Annotated in this window: 15 protein-coding genes and 2 tRNA genes; 4 read left to right on the top strand and 13 right to left on the bottom strand. The window is 60.7% G+C overall.

The window, feature by feature from the left end; genetic code table 11:
- Positions 1-5 precede the first annotated feature (5 nt).
- Positions 6-383 carry a hypothetical protein gene (locus tag OA90_RS15265; protein ID WP_068413458.1) on the bottom strand — a complete coding sequence of 126 codons (378 nt, stop codon included), beginning with the start codon at positions 381-383 and terminating at the stop codon, positions 6-8.
- A gap of 450 nt (positions 384-833) precedes the next feature.
- Between OA90_RS15265 and OA90_RS15260 the strand changes: the two genes are divergently transcribed.
- Genes OA90_RS15260 through OA90_RS15250 form a run of 3 tightly spaced genes read left to right on the top strand, consistent with a single transcriptional unit; the run spans position 834 to position 3,301 of the window.
- Entirely contained in the window at positions 834-1,541 is a 708-nt protein-coding gene (locus tag OA90_RS15260) for a site-specific DNA-methyltransferase (protein ID WP_068413455.1), read from the top strand.
- Between the two features lie 40 nt (positions 1,542-1,581).
- Complete coding sequence (locus tag OA90_RS15255) at positions 1,582-2,256, top strand: SOS response-associated peptidase (protein WP_068413446.1); 675 nt, start codon at positions 1,582-1,584, stop codon at positions 2,254-2,256.
- Between the two features lie 28 nt (positions 2,257-2,284).
- A complete protein-coding gene (locus OA90_RS15250) occupies positions 2,285-3,301 on the top strand; it encodes a hypothetical protein (RefSeq protein WP_068413443.1) in 1,017 nt (338 codons plus the stop codon).
- Between the two features lie 187 nt (positions 3,302-3,488).
- Here the strand turns inward: OA90_RS15250 and OA90_RS15245 are convergent.
- Positions 3,489-3,563 (bottom strand) — tRNA-Gln (locus OA90_RS15245).
- Positions 3,564-4,059: 496 nt separating this feature from the next.
- Between OA90_RS15245 and OA90_RS15240 the strand changes: the two genes are divergently transcribed.
- Positions 4,060-4,136: transfer RNA gene (locus OA90_RS15240), tRNA-Pro, on the top strand.
- A 209-nt stretch (positions 4,137-4,345) separates the two neighbouring features.
- Here OA90_RS15240 and hpxZ read toward each other — a convergent pair.
- From hpxZ to OA90_RS15185, 11 genes are all read right to left on the bottom strand, one after another.
- The gene (gene hpxZ / locus OA90_RS15235) at positions 4,346-4,732 is read right to left on the bottom strand and encodes an oxalurate catabolism protein HpxZ (RefSeq protein WP_068413440.1); all 387 of its coding nucleotides are present in this window, start codon (positions 4,730-4,732) and stop codon (positions 4,346-4,348) included.
- An 8-nt stretch (positions 4,733-4,740) separates the two neighbouring features.
- Positions 4,741-5,496 (bottom strand): 5-formyltetrahydrofolate cyclo-ligase, encoded by a 756-nt coding sequence (locus OA90_RS15230; RefSeq protein WP_068413437.1) that lies wholly within the window; start codon positions 5,494-5,496, stop codon positions 4,741-4,743.
- A gap of 13 nt (positions 5,497-5,509) precedes the next feature.
- On the bottom strand, positions 5,510-6,919 hold the full coding sequence (locus tag OA90_RS15225) for an AtzE family amidohydrolase (protein ID WP_068413434.1): 1,410 nt from the start codon (positions 6,917-6,919) through the stop codon (positions 5,510-5,512).
- Entirely contained in the window at positions 6,916-7,101 is a 186-nt protein-coding gene (locus OA90_RS15220) for a DUF4089 domain-containing protein (protein WP_068413431.1), read from the bottom strand. The genes OA90_RS15225 and OA90_RS15220 overlap by 4 nt, the downstream gene beginning before the upstream one ends.
- Positions 7,094-7,774 carry an isochorismatase family cysteine hydrolase gene (locus OA90_RS15215; protein ID WP_068413428.1) on the bottom strand — a complete coding sequence of 227 codons (681 nt, stop codon included), beginning with the start codon at positions 7,772-7,774 and terminating at the stop codon, positions 7,094-7,096. The genes OA90_RS15220 and OA90_RS15215 overlap by 8 nt, the downstream gene beginning before the upstream one ends.
- Positions 7,774-9,318: an ABC transporter ATP-binding protein gene (locus OA90_RS15210; protein ID WP_068413426.1), complete on the bottom strand. Its 1,545-nt coding sequence runs from the start codon at positions 9,316-9,318 to the stop codon at positions 7,774-7,776. The genes OA90_RS15215 and OA90_RS15210 overlap by 1 nt, the downstream gene beginning before the upstream one ends.
- Complete coding sequence (locus OA90_RS15205) at positions 9,318-10,040, bottom strand: isochorismatase family cysteine hydrolase (protein WP_068413423.1); 723 nt, start codon at positions 10,038-10,040, stop codon at positions 9,318-9,320. Before OA90_RS15205 ends, OA90_RS15210 begins: the two co-directional genes overlap by 1 nt.
- Positions 10,041-10,046: 6 nt before the next feature.
- Positions 10,047-11,066, bottom strand: coding sequence for a formamidase (locus OA90_RS15200; protein ID WP_068413420.1), 1,020 nt, complete (start codon positions 11,064-11,066; stop codon positions 10,047-10,049).
- 17 nt (positions 11,067-11,083) lie between these two features.
- Positions 11,084-12,007, bottom strand: coding sequence for an ABC transporter permease (locus tag OA90_RS15195; RefSeq protein ID WP_068413417.1), 924 nt, complete (start codon positions 12,005-12,007; stop codon positions 11,084-11,086).
- Positions 12,004-13,119, bottom strand: a complete 1,116-nt coding sequence (locus OA90_RS15190; RefSeq protein ID WP_068413414.1) for an ABC transporter permease — start codon at positions 13,117-13,119, stop codon at positions 12,004-12,006. Before OA90_RS15190 ends, OA90_RS15195 begins: the two co-directional genes overlap by 4 nt.
- A gap of 107 nt (positions 13,120-13,226) precedes the next feature.
- Entirely contained in the window at positions 13,227-14,339 is a 1,113-nt protein-coding gene (locus OA90_RS15185; protein WP_068413411.1) for a BMP family ABC transporter substrate-binding protein, read from the bottom strand.
- Positions 14,340-14,479: the final 140 nt, after the last annotated feature.

The following is a 14,479-nucleotide window of genomic DNA, read 5'->3' as shown; positions in this document are numbered from 1 at the left end:
CCGCCTTACCCTGCAACCGGAGCGGAGAAAATCAACCCTATTAGCTGCAGAATGAATCCGATCAGGATAAAAGCGAACCCCCATCTCTCAGCCTTTCTCAAATCGATGAAGGTGGGCACTTCACCCCAACGTTCCGAAAATGCTCTTCGGAGACTGCCAATTGCCGACTTTAGGGCCGCTTCGTTTTCACAACCATATTGCAGATACCTCTTCAAAGCCCCCCACTCTTCGTGCATTTCCAGATGCCGCGCAGGGCCAGCAATTTCTTTCAGGTACATATCTAAAATCGGTAATTTAAACCTCTGTCGCCAATACTCTCGCAGACCAGGCTCTTGGAGCTCTACTGCTACTTGGATTTTGATATCCTGTTCGATTGTTTCCAAAGCTTTTAGCGCGTTCCTTCGCCTTCCATTTTCTGACGCTCTTGCGACTAACGGAGCGGCACAACAAACGCCGATAATGTCCAAGCTTAAGCCTAGCACTGATAACCAGAACCCCAGCAAATTTGCTCCCCCCTAGCTGGCGGACGGTCCGGACTTTCGTCCGGACGGCGGGCCTCCAACGCCAATCTTCAGCCCGCCCGGTAGCCTGTGACAACCACCGCGCCCGGTGCATCGCGCGATGCCCGGATTATATGGACGAGTCGCCATAAGGTTGTCGAATCCCATGAATGAAATTCGTTGCGGCTCTTGCCGCAAACTCTTGATGAAATCCGCCGACCGAGCGATAGTCGGTCCTGTCGAAATCAAGTGCACGCGATGCGGCACCTTGAACAACCTGAGGCCAATTGAGCCCTTCTCCGAACGCCGTGAGCGCCATCCTCCGGAGAAGACATGTCCTGGAAACTCTTTCAGCAAGACGCCCTGACCTGGCTGCATGAGCAGTCGGCAGACCAATTCGATGCTCTGGTGACAGACCCGCCCTACAGCTCCGGAGGACTGCATGCCGCGAGCAGAACGGCCGACAGCGCCAACAACAAGTACCTCAACAACCCGGGCAAGTATCCTGAGTTCTCCGGCGAGAACCGGGATCAGCATTCTTATCTGCTCTGGTCCACCTTATGGCTGGCAGAGGCACACCGGGTTCTGAAACCCGGCTCCCCCTTTCTGGTCTTCACGGACTGGAGGCAGCTTTCGGTCATGATCGACGCAGTCCAGGCGGCTGGTTTCACTTACCGGGGCTGTGTGCCGTGGGACAAGACCGAAGCCTGCAGGCCGGCAAAAGGGAGGTTCCGACAGCAGGCGGAGTTTGTCCTCTGGGGTTCGAAAGGTGCCTGGCACGACAAGGATGGGCCGACATATCCGGGCGTGATCCGCTGCGGTGTCATGGCCGGAGGGCCGAAGCTCCACTCTACCGGCAAGCCGGTACCGCTGATGGACGCACTGGTTCAGGTTTGCCCGGCCGGGACGATTCTGGATCCGTTTGCGGGGTCAGGTACAACAGGTGTGGCTGCTCTGAGGGCCGGGCGACGGTTTGTCGGGTGCGAGCGGGAGGTGGCATATTACGACATCGCCAGCGAGCGGCTTTCAAAGGCGGCTTAAATAGCCTTTAATTGGCTTGTTTGGATGGAGTTTGCGAAGCGTGTGTGGCCGTTTTACTCAAATCAGACCGTGGCGCGAGATCGTCAGGCTTTATCGCTTGAACGACAAATACCTCACACGCAACACGGCAGCGCGGTACAATATTGCGTCGACCCAGGAAGCACCCTTCGTCCGTCTCGACAATGACGGCAACCAGACAGTCTCTGACGGCCGCTGGTGGCTTGTGCCGCATTGGGCGAAAGAGCTTCAATCCAAATATCCGATGTTCAATGCCCGCTCAGAAGACGCGGAAAAGAAACCGGCCTTTCGGGATGCATACAAGTCTCGCCGGTGCTTGGTGCCTGCCGATGGCTGGTACGAATGGACCAAGGGTGAGGATGGCGGCCGGGATCCGTGGTTTATCCATCTTCCGGATGGTGCCCCGTTCTCGTTTGCGGGGCTGTGGGCCTACAATGACAAACTAGATGTAACATCCTTCACAATCTTAACAGCACCGGCAGTATCGCCGATTGATCAGGTCCATAACAGAATGCCGATTGGCCTGAATAAGGATGCATATGATGCCTGGCTTGATCCGGGCACACCTGTTCCCGACGCCAAGGTATTGCTCGGCAATAGCCTAGGCTCAGAGTTCGAGTACCATCGGGTGGGTCGGACGATCAACTCCTCGAAGACGGAAGCCGATCCCAGGCCGATTGAGAAGGCGGAAGTTTAGGATGCGAACGAAACTTTGAGGTATTACGGTGGTGCAGGCACCTGATTGGATTGAAAACAACCAGAAATTCGCACTAATAGGCGTAGATGTCGGCATTACCGACGATATCAACCGGTTCGAGTGCCCTGGTGGCTTAATTGGCCTTCCCAATGCCGATTTCGAGTTTCCTGAACATTGGAAGCTGTGGCTTGGGAGCCTGCGAATTGAGGATATTGAATCGTGCAGTCTATACCTACTAGCAACAATGGCATCTACATCGCCGAGCGTTCTCGATGCAGAGAATAAGCGCTTGCAAGGGGCAGTCGGTGACTGGTTTACGGGCCTCACTCTAATCCGAAAGTTCGGTTCAACGGATGCTGCCTTCACAGCGACAGGCAGCTGCGTTAACGGCGTTATCGATGTCCGTCAGTTTGGATCAATTGATCCTCCGTTGGCATCAATCGTGCACGATGATAGACCGATATCACGCAAAGATTTGCAGGATGCATTTCCAATTGCAAGGGGACTTGCTAAATTGCGTCAGTCTACTGATCACAATAGGTGGCGCCTGCACCGTTGCATGAATTTGTACCAGGAAGCGAGGTGCGAGCGTGGTATCCTTGAGCGGATACATCAGTTCACACGCTGCATTGAAGGGCTAATTGCTCCGAAACAAGGTCAAACCCTCAGGCAATTCAAGAGCAGAACTGAACTATTCGTTGGCCCTCACCATCACGAATTGATGGGCGACTTGTATCGCGTTCGTAGCGACGTCGAACACCTTCACGAAAATCAGCACCTTGAGGAGTTTGACCGGCAAGTGCGCATCCACCTCGCTAAACTCGAAGCAGTCAGCGAATGGGTTTCCAGATCTTGCCTGGCTCGAATTCTCCGAACCTCAGAATTGGTACTTCATTTCGGCAATGTCGCGGCCATTGGCCATTTCTGGGCAAAGCCTGAGGCAGAACGCCGAGCGTTGTGGGGCGACCCGATCAATCCATGCGCAACGCTTACTGGTTTCAATTTCAACCGTGTTAGCGACGGAGAGCTTGGTGCACACGAATAACTTAGCTCGGCCAATTTAGGAGGGGCATGCTAGGCAATCTGGGTGCCAAGTGAAGTTGCGCGAAATGCCAAACGAAGTTGCGCGCTACAAATGCCAAGTGAAGTTGCGCGCTACAGCTACACACATTCCATATTATGCGAACCCGGTTTCAAGCCGGATCTATTCAAAACCGAATTTTCAGGAAAACTGGCTGGGGTGGAAGGATTCGAACCTTCGCATGCCGGTACCAAAAACCGGTGCCTTACCGCTTGGCTACACCCCAACGCTGTGGGAACGCTGTATAGCGATGTCGCTTGATCTGCGCAAGTCTTCCTGTAGCTGTTGCCCCTCCCCTCTGGCACGGTTTTCCCCAGACGGATTTTTAGCGCCCGGAGGCGCGGCGATGCGCTATCCAGGGCCTCTTCAAAACGGTGCATCTTGCGGGGCTGACAGGTCGCTCCGGAAGCCGGTGAGGGCTGTATGAAAGGTTCTGGGTGTACGGCCACGCCTGAAGACAGCGCCGCACGTGGCCCCGCAGGAAAACGCGCCGGCGGGAAACGGCCGGGGCTTTTGGCCGACGGGCTGATCGGTCTCCCTATTTGAAACCCGGCGCCGGATCGGCCCGTTTCCTTGCGGTTTTTCAAGGTATTCAAAAAAAGCGGCAGCGCCGAGGCAAAGCTCTTGCGGGAAGAGGTCAGCTTTGCTAAATGACGCTCCACGCAGCGTGGCCTTGCCCGCTGTTCCCGGTGGGCTTCAATCCATGCAGCCCGGTATCATGTCGGAGTGTAGCGCAGCCTGGTAGCGCACCTCGTTCGGGACGAGGGGGTCGGAGGTTCGAATCCTCTCACTCCGACCATTTCTTTCTCATTTACAACGCTGATTTTAAAAAGTTTTTCGCATCGGCGGGAAATGCGCCGCTGTTTCGGAGAAGATTGTCCGGAGACCGCGCGGCTTCACACCCAACCGGTTGTTGGGCGCGTTCGCGAAACACCGAGACTTTTTTGAAACCGGGATGCCGTGTTTGAAGGGCATCTGGGCATTGCAAAATTCAGGGTTGGGCCAAATTCAGGGTTGAGCATCGATGACGCTCACATGGGCTGTGGCGACGCGCCAGCCATCGGCGGTGCGGACCCAGGTCTGCATCTGGCGGCCGACCTTGCCGGGGGCGCTGTCGCGGTAGAACAGGGTCGATGCGGTGGCGACATCGGTGCCGTAGGTGGTGATGACGGTTCGCGCGAGCCGCCGCGCCAGGCCTTTCGACGAACGGGCGGACCGGAAGGCTGCGATTTCGTCATAACCGTAAAGGTTTTCCCCGCCGCCATAGCGGATCGTGGTCGGTGCCCTCAGGAACAACCGGTCCAGAACCTCCACATCATTGGCCACAAGCGCCGTCTCGTATTCGGCAAAGACAGCTTCCACTTCGGCCCTGATTTCGGGCAAGTCGATCTCCATTGGGCTGGTCATGCCTCTATCCGTTCACGCAATGTCTTGAGGAAAGGAATGTCCCTGTACTGGTCCTCCTGGACGAAGTCCCAGGCAACCCCGGCCGGTTGCGCATAAGGCGTCGCGGTATCGATCAGTTCGCCTTCCGTCGCTATGAAATGCAGCGCACTGTCATGGGCCTGCATGATGACGTCGGCATTGGCCACGACCTGCGAGGCATGCACCGTCGTTGTCAGCGGCGTGTCGGTCCGAAGCTTGCCGAGTTCACGGAATATGCCGAGTTCAAGGTCCGCGAAACCACCACCCTTGCCGGTGCGTCCGCCGTTCCTCGTGACAGCCACGCAGCCGACCACGACAAAGTCGAGCGGTTCCATCTCCTCGAATTCCACCGGCTCGCCGTAGTCGACAAAGCCCTGGGACGTGGCCGCCAGCTCGAACTGGATGCCCTCTTTCTCCAGGCGTTCGGGATCGAGGCGCACGAAGGGAAACGGTTTGACGAGTTCGGGAACCGGTGCGTAGACGATCTTGCCGTCATAGAGCGCGCGCAAGCGGACGGGGATCTGCGGCGGGTCAGGATTGCACTTGACGGTCCGGGCGTCTTTCCAGGCGTCCAGCCGCGACAGATTGAGCGCGGCCAGATCCGCGCCTGCGAAATTCGGGATCCGGCTGTCCACCGGCCCGACATTGACCCCGGTGTCGACCAGGTTTTCCCAGATGCGGTTGCGGACCAGATCCTTGTCGGAGTGGCGGCCAGCCCATCGTGCCTCGTTCATGTGTCCCTTCCCTCTAGCGGAGTTTGGCGATCGGCGCGGCGGCTGCGCCGGCAAGCTGAAGATGGTGCGCCACCCTGAGCGCCAGATCCTCGCGCCAGGCCCTGGCGATCACCTGGACACCGATCGGCAGATCCGCACCCGGCAGCCATACCGGAACCGTGACCACGGGCAGACCTGCAAAGGAAACCGGCTGCGTGAAGAGACCGATATTCGGCCGCGCCGGCATTTCTTCGCCATCCAGAACGATCGTCCTTGTTCCCGTCGGCAAGGCATGGAACGGCGTCGCCGGGGCCAGCAGGATATCGACGTTTTCGAAGAGGTCGCGCATCATCGTCCGGAACCAGCTCCGGAACCGCTGCGCCTGCTGCACCCAGGCCGCCGGCACCATGGCGCCTGACAGAAACCGGTCGCGTGTATCGGGATCAAAATCGCCCGCACGCGCCCGGATCCGCGCCAGATGGAGCGCCGACGACTGCGCCGTCGTGATGACATAGGCCGATGCCCGTGCCCTTGCAGCTTCCGGGATATCGATTTCGTCCGCGCCTCCGAGCGCTTCGGCGATACGGTCCACCGCCTGGAAGGCGGCCGGCATGCCCTTCTGCCGAAAATAACCGCCGGCAACGGCAACCTTGAGCCCGTCCATGCCCTTCGCCAGCTCCGGGACCGTGGCAAGAAAAGGCCGGTCCGCCTGCGCCGGATCCCGGCTGTCGGGTCCCTGCATGACATCGAAGACAAGCGCCAGGTCTTCCGCGGTGCGGGCGAGTGGACCCAGGTGATCGAGATCGCCGACAAAGGGAAAGGTTCCCGCGCGGCTGAGGCGCCCGAAGGTCGGCTTCAGGCCGAACAGGCCGCAAAAGGACGACGGCACCCGGATCGAACCGTTGGTGTCCGATCCAAGGGTGACAGAGACCATTCCGGCGGCGGCCGCAGCGCCGGACCCGGACGACGATCCACCCGACATGCGTGTCGTATCATGGGGATTGAGACAATTGCCGTCATGGACGTTTTCACCGGTAAAATCATAGGCGTATTCGCCCATGTTCAAGCCGCCGATGAGCACCGCCCCCGCGGAACGGAGCCTGGCAATCAGGGTCGCATCCGCCCTGGCCGGCGGGTTTTCCCGGTTGATTTTCGACCCGGCCCGCGTCGTGACGCCCTCCATGTCGAAGAGGTTCTTGACCGCATAGGCGACACCGGCAAGCGGCAGATCCTCGCCCCGTGCAAGTGCCGCGTCGACCGCCCTTGCCTCACCGAGGGCGCGGTCGGCTGTCACGTCCGTGAAGGCGTTGATATACGGATCGAGCCTGTCGACCGTCTGGAGGGCGTGGGTCGCAACCGCTTCGGCGCTGGTGGCGCCGCTACTGACGGCTTTCACCGTTTGAGCCGCCGTCGGGTTGGTCAGATCACCTGGAAGACCTGTCATGGCACGAACACCGGCGCGGCCTCGACCTCTTCCTCCAGCGGGAAGGCAAGCACCAGTTCGGCCGCCCTTGCGGTCGCCGCCATGTTGGCCTCCACCCCCTCGCGCCAGTCATCATCTACGGCGAGGCCCATCACCTTTTCCATCTGCGCGACATAAGTCCCCGCATCGAACGTTTCATCCATTGACCTGCTCCCTTTCAACCGCGCGTTCCAGGGCGGCCAGCGGTGCCGTCCAGCCGACAATTGCGCCCTGGGCGCGGATCATCTCCAGCGTAGCGGCCTTGAATTCCGGAAAATAGCTTTCCGTTGCCTCCTCGATCAGCAGGCATTCGAAACCGCGGTCATTCGCCTCGCGCATGGTGGTCTGGACGCAGACTTCCGTCGTCACGCCCGCGAAGACAAGGCTCCTGACGCCAAGCTTCGCCAGAACGCCGCCGAGATCGGTCGCGTGGAAAGCGCCCTTGCCCGGCTTGTCGATAACGATCTCGCCGTCGACCGGAGCGCAGGCGGGAACAATATCGGCCCCCGGTTCTCCCCGGACAAGGATCCGGCCCATGGGCCCCGGATCACCGATCCTCAAGCTCGGCGAACCGCGCTCGCGTTTGGCAGGCGGGCAGTCGGAGAGATCGGGGAGATGATCCTCGCGTGTATGGATGACCGGCCAGCCTTCCCGGCGGAACAAGGCCAGAAGGTCGGCGGTCGGCTGGATCACCCGTTGCAGATGCGAGACGTCATTGCCCAGGGTTTCCCCGAAGCCGCCGGGCTCAATGAAATCCCTCTGCATGTCGATCACGATCAAGGCCACCGAAGCGGGATCGAAGGCAAAGGCGAATGGATGCGCTTCGACGGTGATCATCAGTGATGCCCCGCCATGGCGTGACCGATGGTCGCCCGGTCGGTCCGGTCCATCGGCGAGGTGTAGGTGATCCGGCCTTCCGACATCACCGCGACCGTGTCGGCGAGTTCAAGGATCTCGTCGAGATCCTCGGACACCAGCAGCACCGCAGCGCCCCGGTTGCGCTGGTCCATGATCTGGGCCCGAATCTCCGCAACGGACGCGAAATCGAGCCCGAAACACGGATTGGCGACGATCAGTACCTCCACCTCGCCCGAGATCTCGCGCGCCAGGATCGCACGTTGCACGTTGCCGCCGGACAGGTTTTCGATCGGCTCTTCCGTCGAGGGCGTCTTGACCCGGTAGGCGGCGATCAGATCCCGTGCCTTCTTGAGCATCGGCGACGGCGACAGCCACCCCCGGAACGGCGAGATCGGCACCTTGTCGAAGGTCCGGAAAGCCATGTTTTCCGCGACACTCATGCGTGGCACCGCCGCATTGCGCAAGGGTTCCTCGGAAAACCCGAATACCTTGAAACTGTCCATGAGCTTTCGTTCAGGCTCATAAGGCTTGCCGTCGATGAAGATCCGGCCGTCCGAAGGCAGCCGCTGACCGGAAAGAACCTGGATCAATTCGGACTGGCCGTTTCCCGAAACGCCTGCAATGCCGAGGATTTCACCGCAGCGAACCTTGAGGTTGACGGCTTCGAGGGCGGGCAATTCCTCGTCGTCATCGGCAAAGAGGCCCGCGATCTCGAGCTTCAGCGGTTCGCCCGAATGCGCCTTGCGAGCCGCGCTTTCACGGATCGCGGTGTCACCGATCATCATGCGGCTCATGTCATCGATGGAAAGATCCGAGACCTTGCCCGAGCCCACCATGCGACCGCGCCGCAGCACGGTCACCTCGTCCGCATAGGCGGTGACCTCCCGAAACTTGTGCGTGATCATCAGGATGGTCAGTTCACCGGCTTCCGTCATGCCGCGCAGAAGCCCGAGCACCTCGTCGGCCTCGTCCGGCGTCAGCACGGAGGTCGGTTCGTCAAGGATCAGGAAACTCTGGTCGAGATAGAGCTGTTTCAGGATTTCCAGTTTCTGCTTTTCGCCGGCGGAGAGGCCGGATACCGGCATGTCGAGTGGAACCTTGAACGGGGTTGTCTCCAGAAACGCTTCCAGTGCCTTGCGTTCCTTCGCCCAGTCGATGACCGCCGGAGTGTCGGCGCGCGATATCACCAGGTTCTCGGCCGCCGTGAGCGAGGGCACCAGCGTGAAGTGCTGGTAGACCATGCCGATGCCGAGCGCGTGGGCCGCCTTCGGATTGGGGATGGACACCTCCCGGTCGTTCACGAGGGCGGATCCGCTTGTCGGCTGGTAGAACCCCATCACGCATTTCACGAGGGTCGACTTGCCTGCGCCGTTTTCTCCGAGCAGCGCGTGAAAGGAGCCCGGACGGACCCTTATGGAGACATCGTCCAGTGCGACGAGCGGGCCGAAGGCCTTGGTCATGCCGATGGTTTCAAGGCCGATGGCACGGCGCGCGCCTTCTGGACGGGATTGGAGCACGGCCATCAGGACAGCCCCTTGAGGAAGGTCTGGCTATCGGCGACCGCGCCGAACACCCCGCCCTGCATGGTCACCATCTTGAGTGCCGCGTCGTGGTTGCCCCTGTCGGTCGCCCCGCAGCAGTCCGAGAGAATCAGGCATTCGAACCCCCGGTCGTTTGCCTCGCGCATGGTGGTGTGAACGCACACATCCGTGGTGATCCCGGTCAGCACCAGATTGCGGATGCCGCGCATGCGCAACAGCAATTCAAGGTCCGTGGCGCAGAAAGACCCCTTGCCCGGCTTGTCGATGACCGGCTCGCCCGAAAGCGGTGCAAGCTCGGGAATGATTTCCCAGCCCGGTTCGCCGCGCACCAGGATCTTGCCGCACGGGCCGCTGTCGCCGATACCCGCGCCGATGCGCCGAGACCGCCAGCGCTTGTTGGCCGGCAGGTCCGCGAGATCGGGCCTGTGCCCCTCCCTGGTGTGGATGACGTGGTACCCCTTGCCACGCATGGCGCCGAGGACCTTGCGGATCGGCTCGATCGGCGCCCGGGTCAGCGACAGGTCATAGCCCATCGTATCCACATAACCGCCCGGCCCGCAGAAGTCGGTCTGCATGTCAATCACGATCAGGGCGGTGTTTTCCGGTCTCAGGTCCCCGTCGAACGGCCAGGGATAGGGATCGGCCTCGACCGGGCCTCCGCTCCCGGCGATGTCCTCGTCGGTCTTGATGTCGACAATGCTCATGGCCGGTTACTCCGCTGCGTCCTGGGTCTTGCTGTCGCCGTAAAGGCGGGTCGGGGTGTCGAAGCCGCAGGAGGTTCCGTCCGTGTGGACGACGTCATTCTCCCACGGCAGGCGGTAGGTGCCAGCAGCCAGGTCCGTCATGTAGGTGTAGGGGCAGTCCTGCGCTCCGCCCTTGACGGCCACATAACCCCGGTGGCCGAACTGGTAGATGTTGTTCTCGACGCCCCAGTTGGCGCGCGCCTCGCGCACCAGGTCCGGGCGGACCTCGGCGGTGATGATTTCATCAGGACGGCCGCTGGTGCCATGGGCAACAAGCGTGCCGTCGAAATTGACGATCATGCCTTCACCCATGGAATCGAATGTGCCGTCCGTTCCGCACATGCACACGTTGGCTGTCACCATCAGATTGCAGAAGGCGTTGGACTGGTTGGTGAACTTCCAGCTTTCCCGGATCGGCGCCGTGTAACCGGCGGTCCGGATCATGATTTCCGCCCCCTTGTAGGCACACTCCCGGGCCATTTCCGGGAACATGCCATCGTGGCAAATGATCAGAGCGAGCTTGCAGCCTTTTGGCCCCTCGATCACCGGAATTCCCTGATCGCCCGGCTCCCACGGCTCCACCGGCACCCACGGATGCATCTTCCGGTAATAGAGCTTCAGTTCGCCCGTGTTGTCGATGATCAGGCCGGAATTGAAGGGCATTCCGCCCGGGTTGAGCTCCATGATGGAGAAGCAACCCCAAATGTCGTTGTCGATACAGGCTTTCCTGAAGGCCGCGACTTCCGGTCCGTCGAGCGAGCACATGATCTGCGGATCGATGTCCATCGACAGGCCGTGAAGCGCGTATTCGGGAAAGACCACCAGGTCCATCGTCGGCATGTTGCGGCGCGCCTTGCCGACCATGTCGACGATCACCTGTGTCTGCGCCGCAAGGTCGCTCTTCGTCACGACGGTCGGCAGTTGAAGCTGCGCCATGCCGAGCACGACGCCGTTGGGTGATTTGTTGAGACCTCCGAGACCGCTCATGGTTCGCGTCCTTGTTTTCACTTGGTGATGGAGAGTTCGCCGGGCGCGCCCTTCAGCGAGCGCTTCGGCGAGACGCTGGCGATCATGATCAGCAGCGTCATGATGTAGGGGGCGGCGTTGAAGAAGTGGTAGCCGCGCGAAATGCCGATCGACTGGAGCGCCGGGCCAAGCGCACCCGCCGCTCCGAACAGCAGCGCGGCGGCGAAGCAGTAGAGTGGGTTCCATCGGGCGAAAATCACCAGGGCGACGGCCATCAGCCCCTGCCCTGACGACAGGCCTTCGGTCCAGCTTCCCGGATAGTAGAGAGACAGGAACGAGCCACCGACGCCGGCGAAAAATCCACCGGCCATGGTTGACAGCAGCCGGACCCGATCGACGTCGATTCCCAGCGCAAGGGCGGCCGGTGCGCTGTCGCCGGTGGTGCGCACGACCAGTCCCCAGCGGGTGTTCTTCAAACCCCACCAGAGGAAGATTGCGAGGAACAGGCCGATCAGGAACAGCGGGTTGATTTCGAGCGCCTGGCGGACGGACGGGTTTTCCGCCCAGAAGCCGAACGAGATCGATGGTAGGCGCGGCGCCTGCGGCTGGATATAGGCCTTGCCGAAGAAGAACGCGATGCCGGTGCCGAAAAGCATCAGGGCGATGCCTATGGCGATGTCGTTCACACGGGGCAGCTTGCAGAGATACCCGTGGATCGCCCCGAAAACGGTGCCGCCAAGACCGGCAACAAGCACCCCGAACCAGGGGGAACCCGTGTGATATGAAATCGCGTAGCCCGACATGGCGCCGAAGACGAGCGTGCCTTCAAGGCCGAGATTGATACGCCCGGATTTCTCCGTCAGCGTTTCGCCGAGGCTGACAAAGAGGAACGGCGTGGAGACCCGGATCGCGCCGGCGAACATGGCCAGCAGAACCGTTGCTAGACCTGCTTCATCGTTCATGAGATCTCTCCCTTGGACCGGTAGAATGGCAGACGTCCGTAAAAGGTCTCGCTGACCAGAATAACGAGGAAAATCAGTCCCTGAAGAACCAGAACCGTCGCATCCGGCAGGTCCATGCGGCGCTGCACCAGCCCCCCGGAAGCCGCGATGCCGCCAAGAAATACAGCGACCGGAACGATGACCAGCGGATTGTGACGGGCAAGGAACGACACGAGGATGCCGGTAAAGCCGTAGCCGGCGATCAGCGATGCATTGGCCTTGCCATGAATGGCCGCGACCTCGAGGAACCCGGCAAGGCCGGCGCAGGCGCCGGCGATCGCACAGGAAACGAGCATCAGCCGGCCGACCGGAAGCCCCTGCGCCTGCGCCGCCCTGAGGTTGCCGCCGGTAATCCGTGCGGCAAAACCGAATGTGGTCCGGTTCATCAGCAGGTAGAGCAGGACGCAGAGAACGATGCCGACAACCAGGCCCCAGTGGACGTCGGTCCCCGGGATCATGCCAATCATGTTGTCCCGTCCGATCGGCATGGTCGACGGCTTGTTCGGGTCGCTCGGATCGCGCAACGCGCCTTCCACGAAAAAATTCAAGATCGAGACGGCGATATAAAAAAGCAGCAGAGACGAGATGGTCTCATTGACGCCCCGGTAGTGGCGGAGCGCGCCGACCAGGCCGATCCAGATCCCGCCGCAGACAATGGAGGCGAGCGCCATGACACCGAGCAGCACCGGTGTTGGCGCCCAGGGCACCATGGGGATCGCGATGGCCGCCGCGCCAAACCCGCCGAGCACCAAGGCCCCCTCGCCGCCGATGATGACCAGTCCGAGACGCGCGGGAATCGCAACGCAAAGCGCGGTGAGGATCAAGGGTGCGGAACGCACAAGCGTGTTCTGCCAGGAAAAACTCGTGCCGAAGCCGCCGCGCCAGACGAGGGAAAAGAAGTCCGCCGGCGATTTTCCCAGAGCCAGCAGGAAGACGGAGAACAGAATGCCGGAAACGAAAAGTGCGAGGACCGGTATGACAATAAATTCCGATGAGCGGCGGAGCCGGTCTCCCCACTCGCGCAGGCCACTCACGGAGCTGCTCAACCCTGGAAAATCGGCCGTTTCGGCCATGCCGTCACCTCAGCTTCCGTGCCGGGCGCTTGTGTCCCGGCAGCAAATTCCTGTTGGGGTGCCCGGCCGGGAGCTACCGGCCGGGCGGTTCCGGATCAGAGACCGTGTCAGGTAATGGAACCGGTCACGCCCTCGATCAGGTAATCGGTCTGGTCGAGGGACGGCTCGTAGTTGTCGAGGGACTGTCCCGCCGACAGAAGCACCGAGCCGTCCTGCTTGTTGATCGGGCCGGTGAAGATCGGTTTGCCCGCCTTCACATCCGCGCGTGCCGCGTCGGCGGCGGCGATTGCAGCTTCCGAAGCCCCTGCGCCATAAGGCGTGTTCTGGACGAAATCGACGTCGAAACCACCTCCGGTGAAGTTCGGCAACGCCTGCCCTTCGGCAACATCATTGGCGAACATCTTGTAGATCGTCGCCCATTTGTACTCCGCACCCGTGATGAAGCCCTTGGGCGCCAGCGGCGCCTGGGAAGCGTTGTGACCGCAGCATTTGATCCCCCGGTTCTCAGCGGTTTCGATCACCACCTTCGGACCATCGACATGGCAGGTCAGCACGTCACAGCCGGCGTCCACCAGCGCGTTGGCGGCTTCCGCCTCGCGCACCGGCATGGACCATTCACCGGTGAAGATGACCTGAACGGTGGCATCCGGATTGACCTTCCTCGCGCCGATCAGGAACGAGTTGATGTTGCGTAGAACGGTTCCAATCGGCTTGGCGGCGACAAAACCGAGCTTGTTGGACTTGGTGGAGAGGCCCGCGGCGACGCCGTCCACATAATGCGCCTGGTCCAGGTAACCGAAATAGCTTCCGGCATTTTTCGGATCGGCCTCGGTCCAAAGCGGCGCGGCGTGGCGGAACTCGACGTCCGGATATTTCGCGGCCAGGTCGAGCACGAACGGCTTGTAGTAGCCGAAGGAGGTGGCGAAGATCAGACCGGCACCGTCGAGGTTGATCATCGATTCCATCGACTTCTGAACGGCGATGGTCTCCGGAACACTTTCTTCTTCGACTACCGTGACGCCCGGAACATCCTTCAGAGACGCGGCGGCGACCGCATGAGCCTGGTTCCAGCCGAAATCGTCGCGCGGGCCGACATAGACGATACCGACCGTCAGGTTGCCCGCATGAGCAAGACGCGACAGGCCAGTCGTTGAAAGCACGGCCAGTCCGGCAGCCGAGGACTGCAGAAGGGACCGGCGGGAAAGATCGAATTTTGACATTTAGTCCTCCGTTATTACTGCTTAGCCGTGCAAGATCCGGCTGTTCGAACTGGCCTCGTCCCTTGTTTCAGCAAGGCACGTGCCAAGTTATTTCGCGTCGATTTTCCTTGAGCTTCTTTCATTCAGGGCACTGTTATCGT

The organism is Labrenzia sp. OB1 (genome assembly GCF_001624695.1).
GTDB lineage: Bacteria > Pseudomonadota > Alphaproteobacteria > Rhizobiales > Stappiaceae > Roseibium.
The sequence above is the reverse complement of the archived record's forward strand: the minus strand, read 5'-3'. Positions and strand labels throughout refer to the sequence as shown.

What these genes read in the sequence shown, in the direction of transcription:
- OA90_RS15195 (WP_068413417.1), bottom strand. Translation starts at nt 12,007, where the DNA reads ATGAACGATGAAGCAGGTCTAGCAACGGTTCTGCTGGCCATGTTCGCC.
- OA90_RS15205 (WP_068413423.1), bottom strand. Translation starts at nt 10,040, where the DNA reads ATGAGCATTGTCGACATCAAGACCGACGAGGACATCGCCGGGAGCGGA.
- OA90_RS15215 (WP_068413428.1), bottom strand. Translation starts at nt 7,774, where the DNA reads ATGATCACCGTCGAAGCGCATCCATTCGCCTTTGCCTTCGATCCCGCT.
- OA90_RS15190 (WP_068413414.1), bottom strand. Translation starts at nt 13,119, where the DNA reads ATGGCCGAAACGGCCGATTTTCCAGGGTTGAGCAGCTCCGTGAGTGGC.
- OA90_RS15185 (WP_068413411.1), bottom strand. Translation starts at nt 14,339, where the DNA reads ATGTCAAAATTCGATCTTTCCCGCCGGTCCCTTCTGCAGTCCTCGGCT.
- hpxZ (WP_068413440.1), bottom strand. Translation starts at nt 4,732, where the DNA reads ATGGAGATCGACTTGCCCGAAATCAGGGCCGAAGTGGAAGCTGTCTTT.
- OA90_RS15200 (WP_068413420.1), bottom strand. Translation starts at nt 11,066, where the DNA reads ATGAGCGGTCTCGGAGGTCTCAACAAATCACCCAACGGCGTCGTGCTC.
- OA90_RS15225 (WP_068413434.1), bottom strand. Translation starts at nt 6,919, where the DNA reads ATGACAGGTCTTCCAGGTGATCTGACCAACCCGACGGCGGCTCAAACG.
- OA90_RS15230 (WP_068413437.1), bottom strand. Translation starts at nt 5,496, where the DNA reads ATGAACGAGGCACGATGGGCTGGCCGCCACTCCGACAAGGATCTGGTC.
- OA90_RS15260 (WP_068413455.1), top strand. Translation starts at nt 834, where the DNA reads ATGTCCTGGAAACTCTTTCAGCAAGACGCCCTGACCTGGCTGCATGAG.
- OA90_RS15220 (WP_068413431.1), bottom strand. Translation starts at nt 7,101, where the DNA reads ATGGATGAAACGTTCGATGCGGGGACTTATGTCGCGCAGATGGAAAAG.
- OA90_RS15210 (WP_068413426.1), bottom strand. Translation starts at nt 9,318, where the DNA reads ATGGCCGTGCTCCAATCCCGTCCAGAAGGCGCGCGCCGTGCCATCGGC.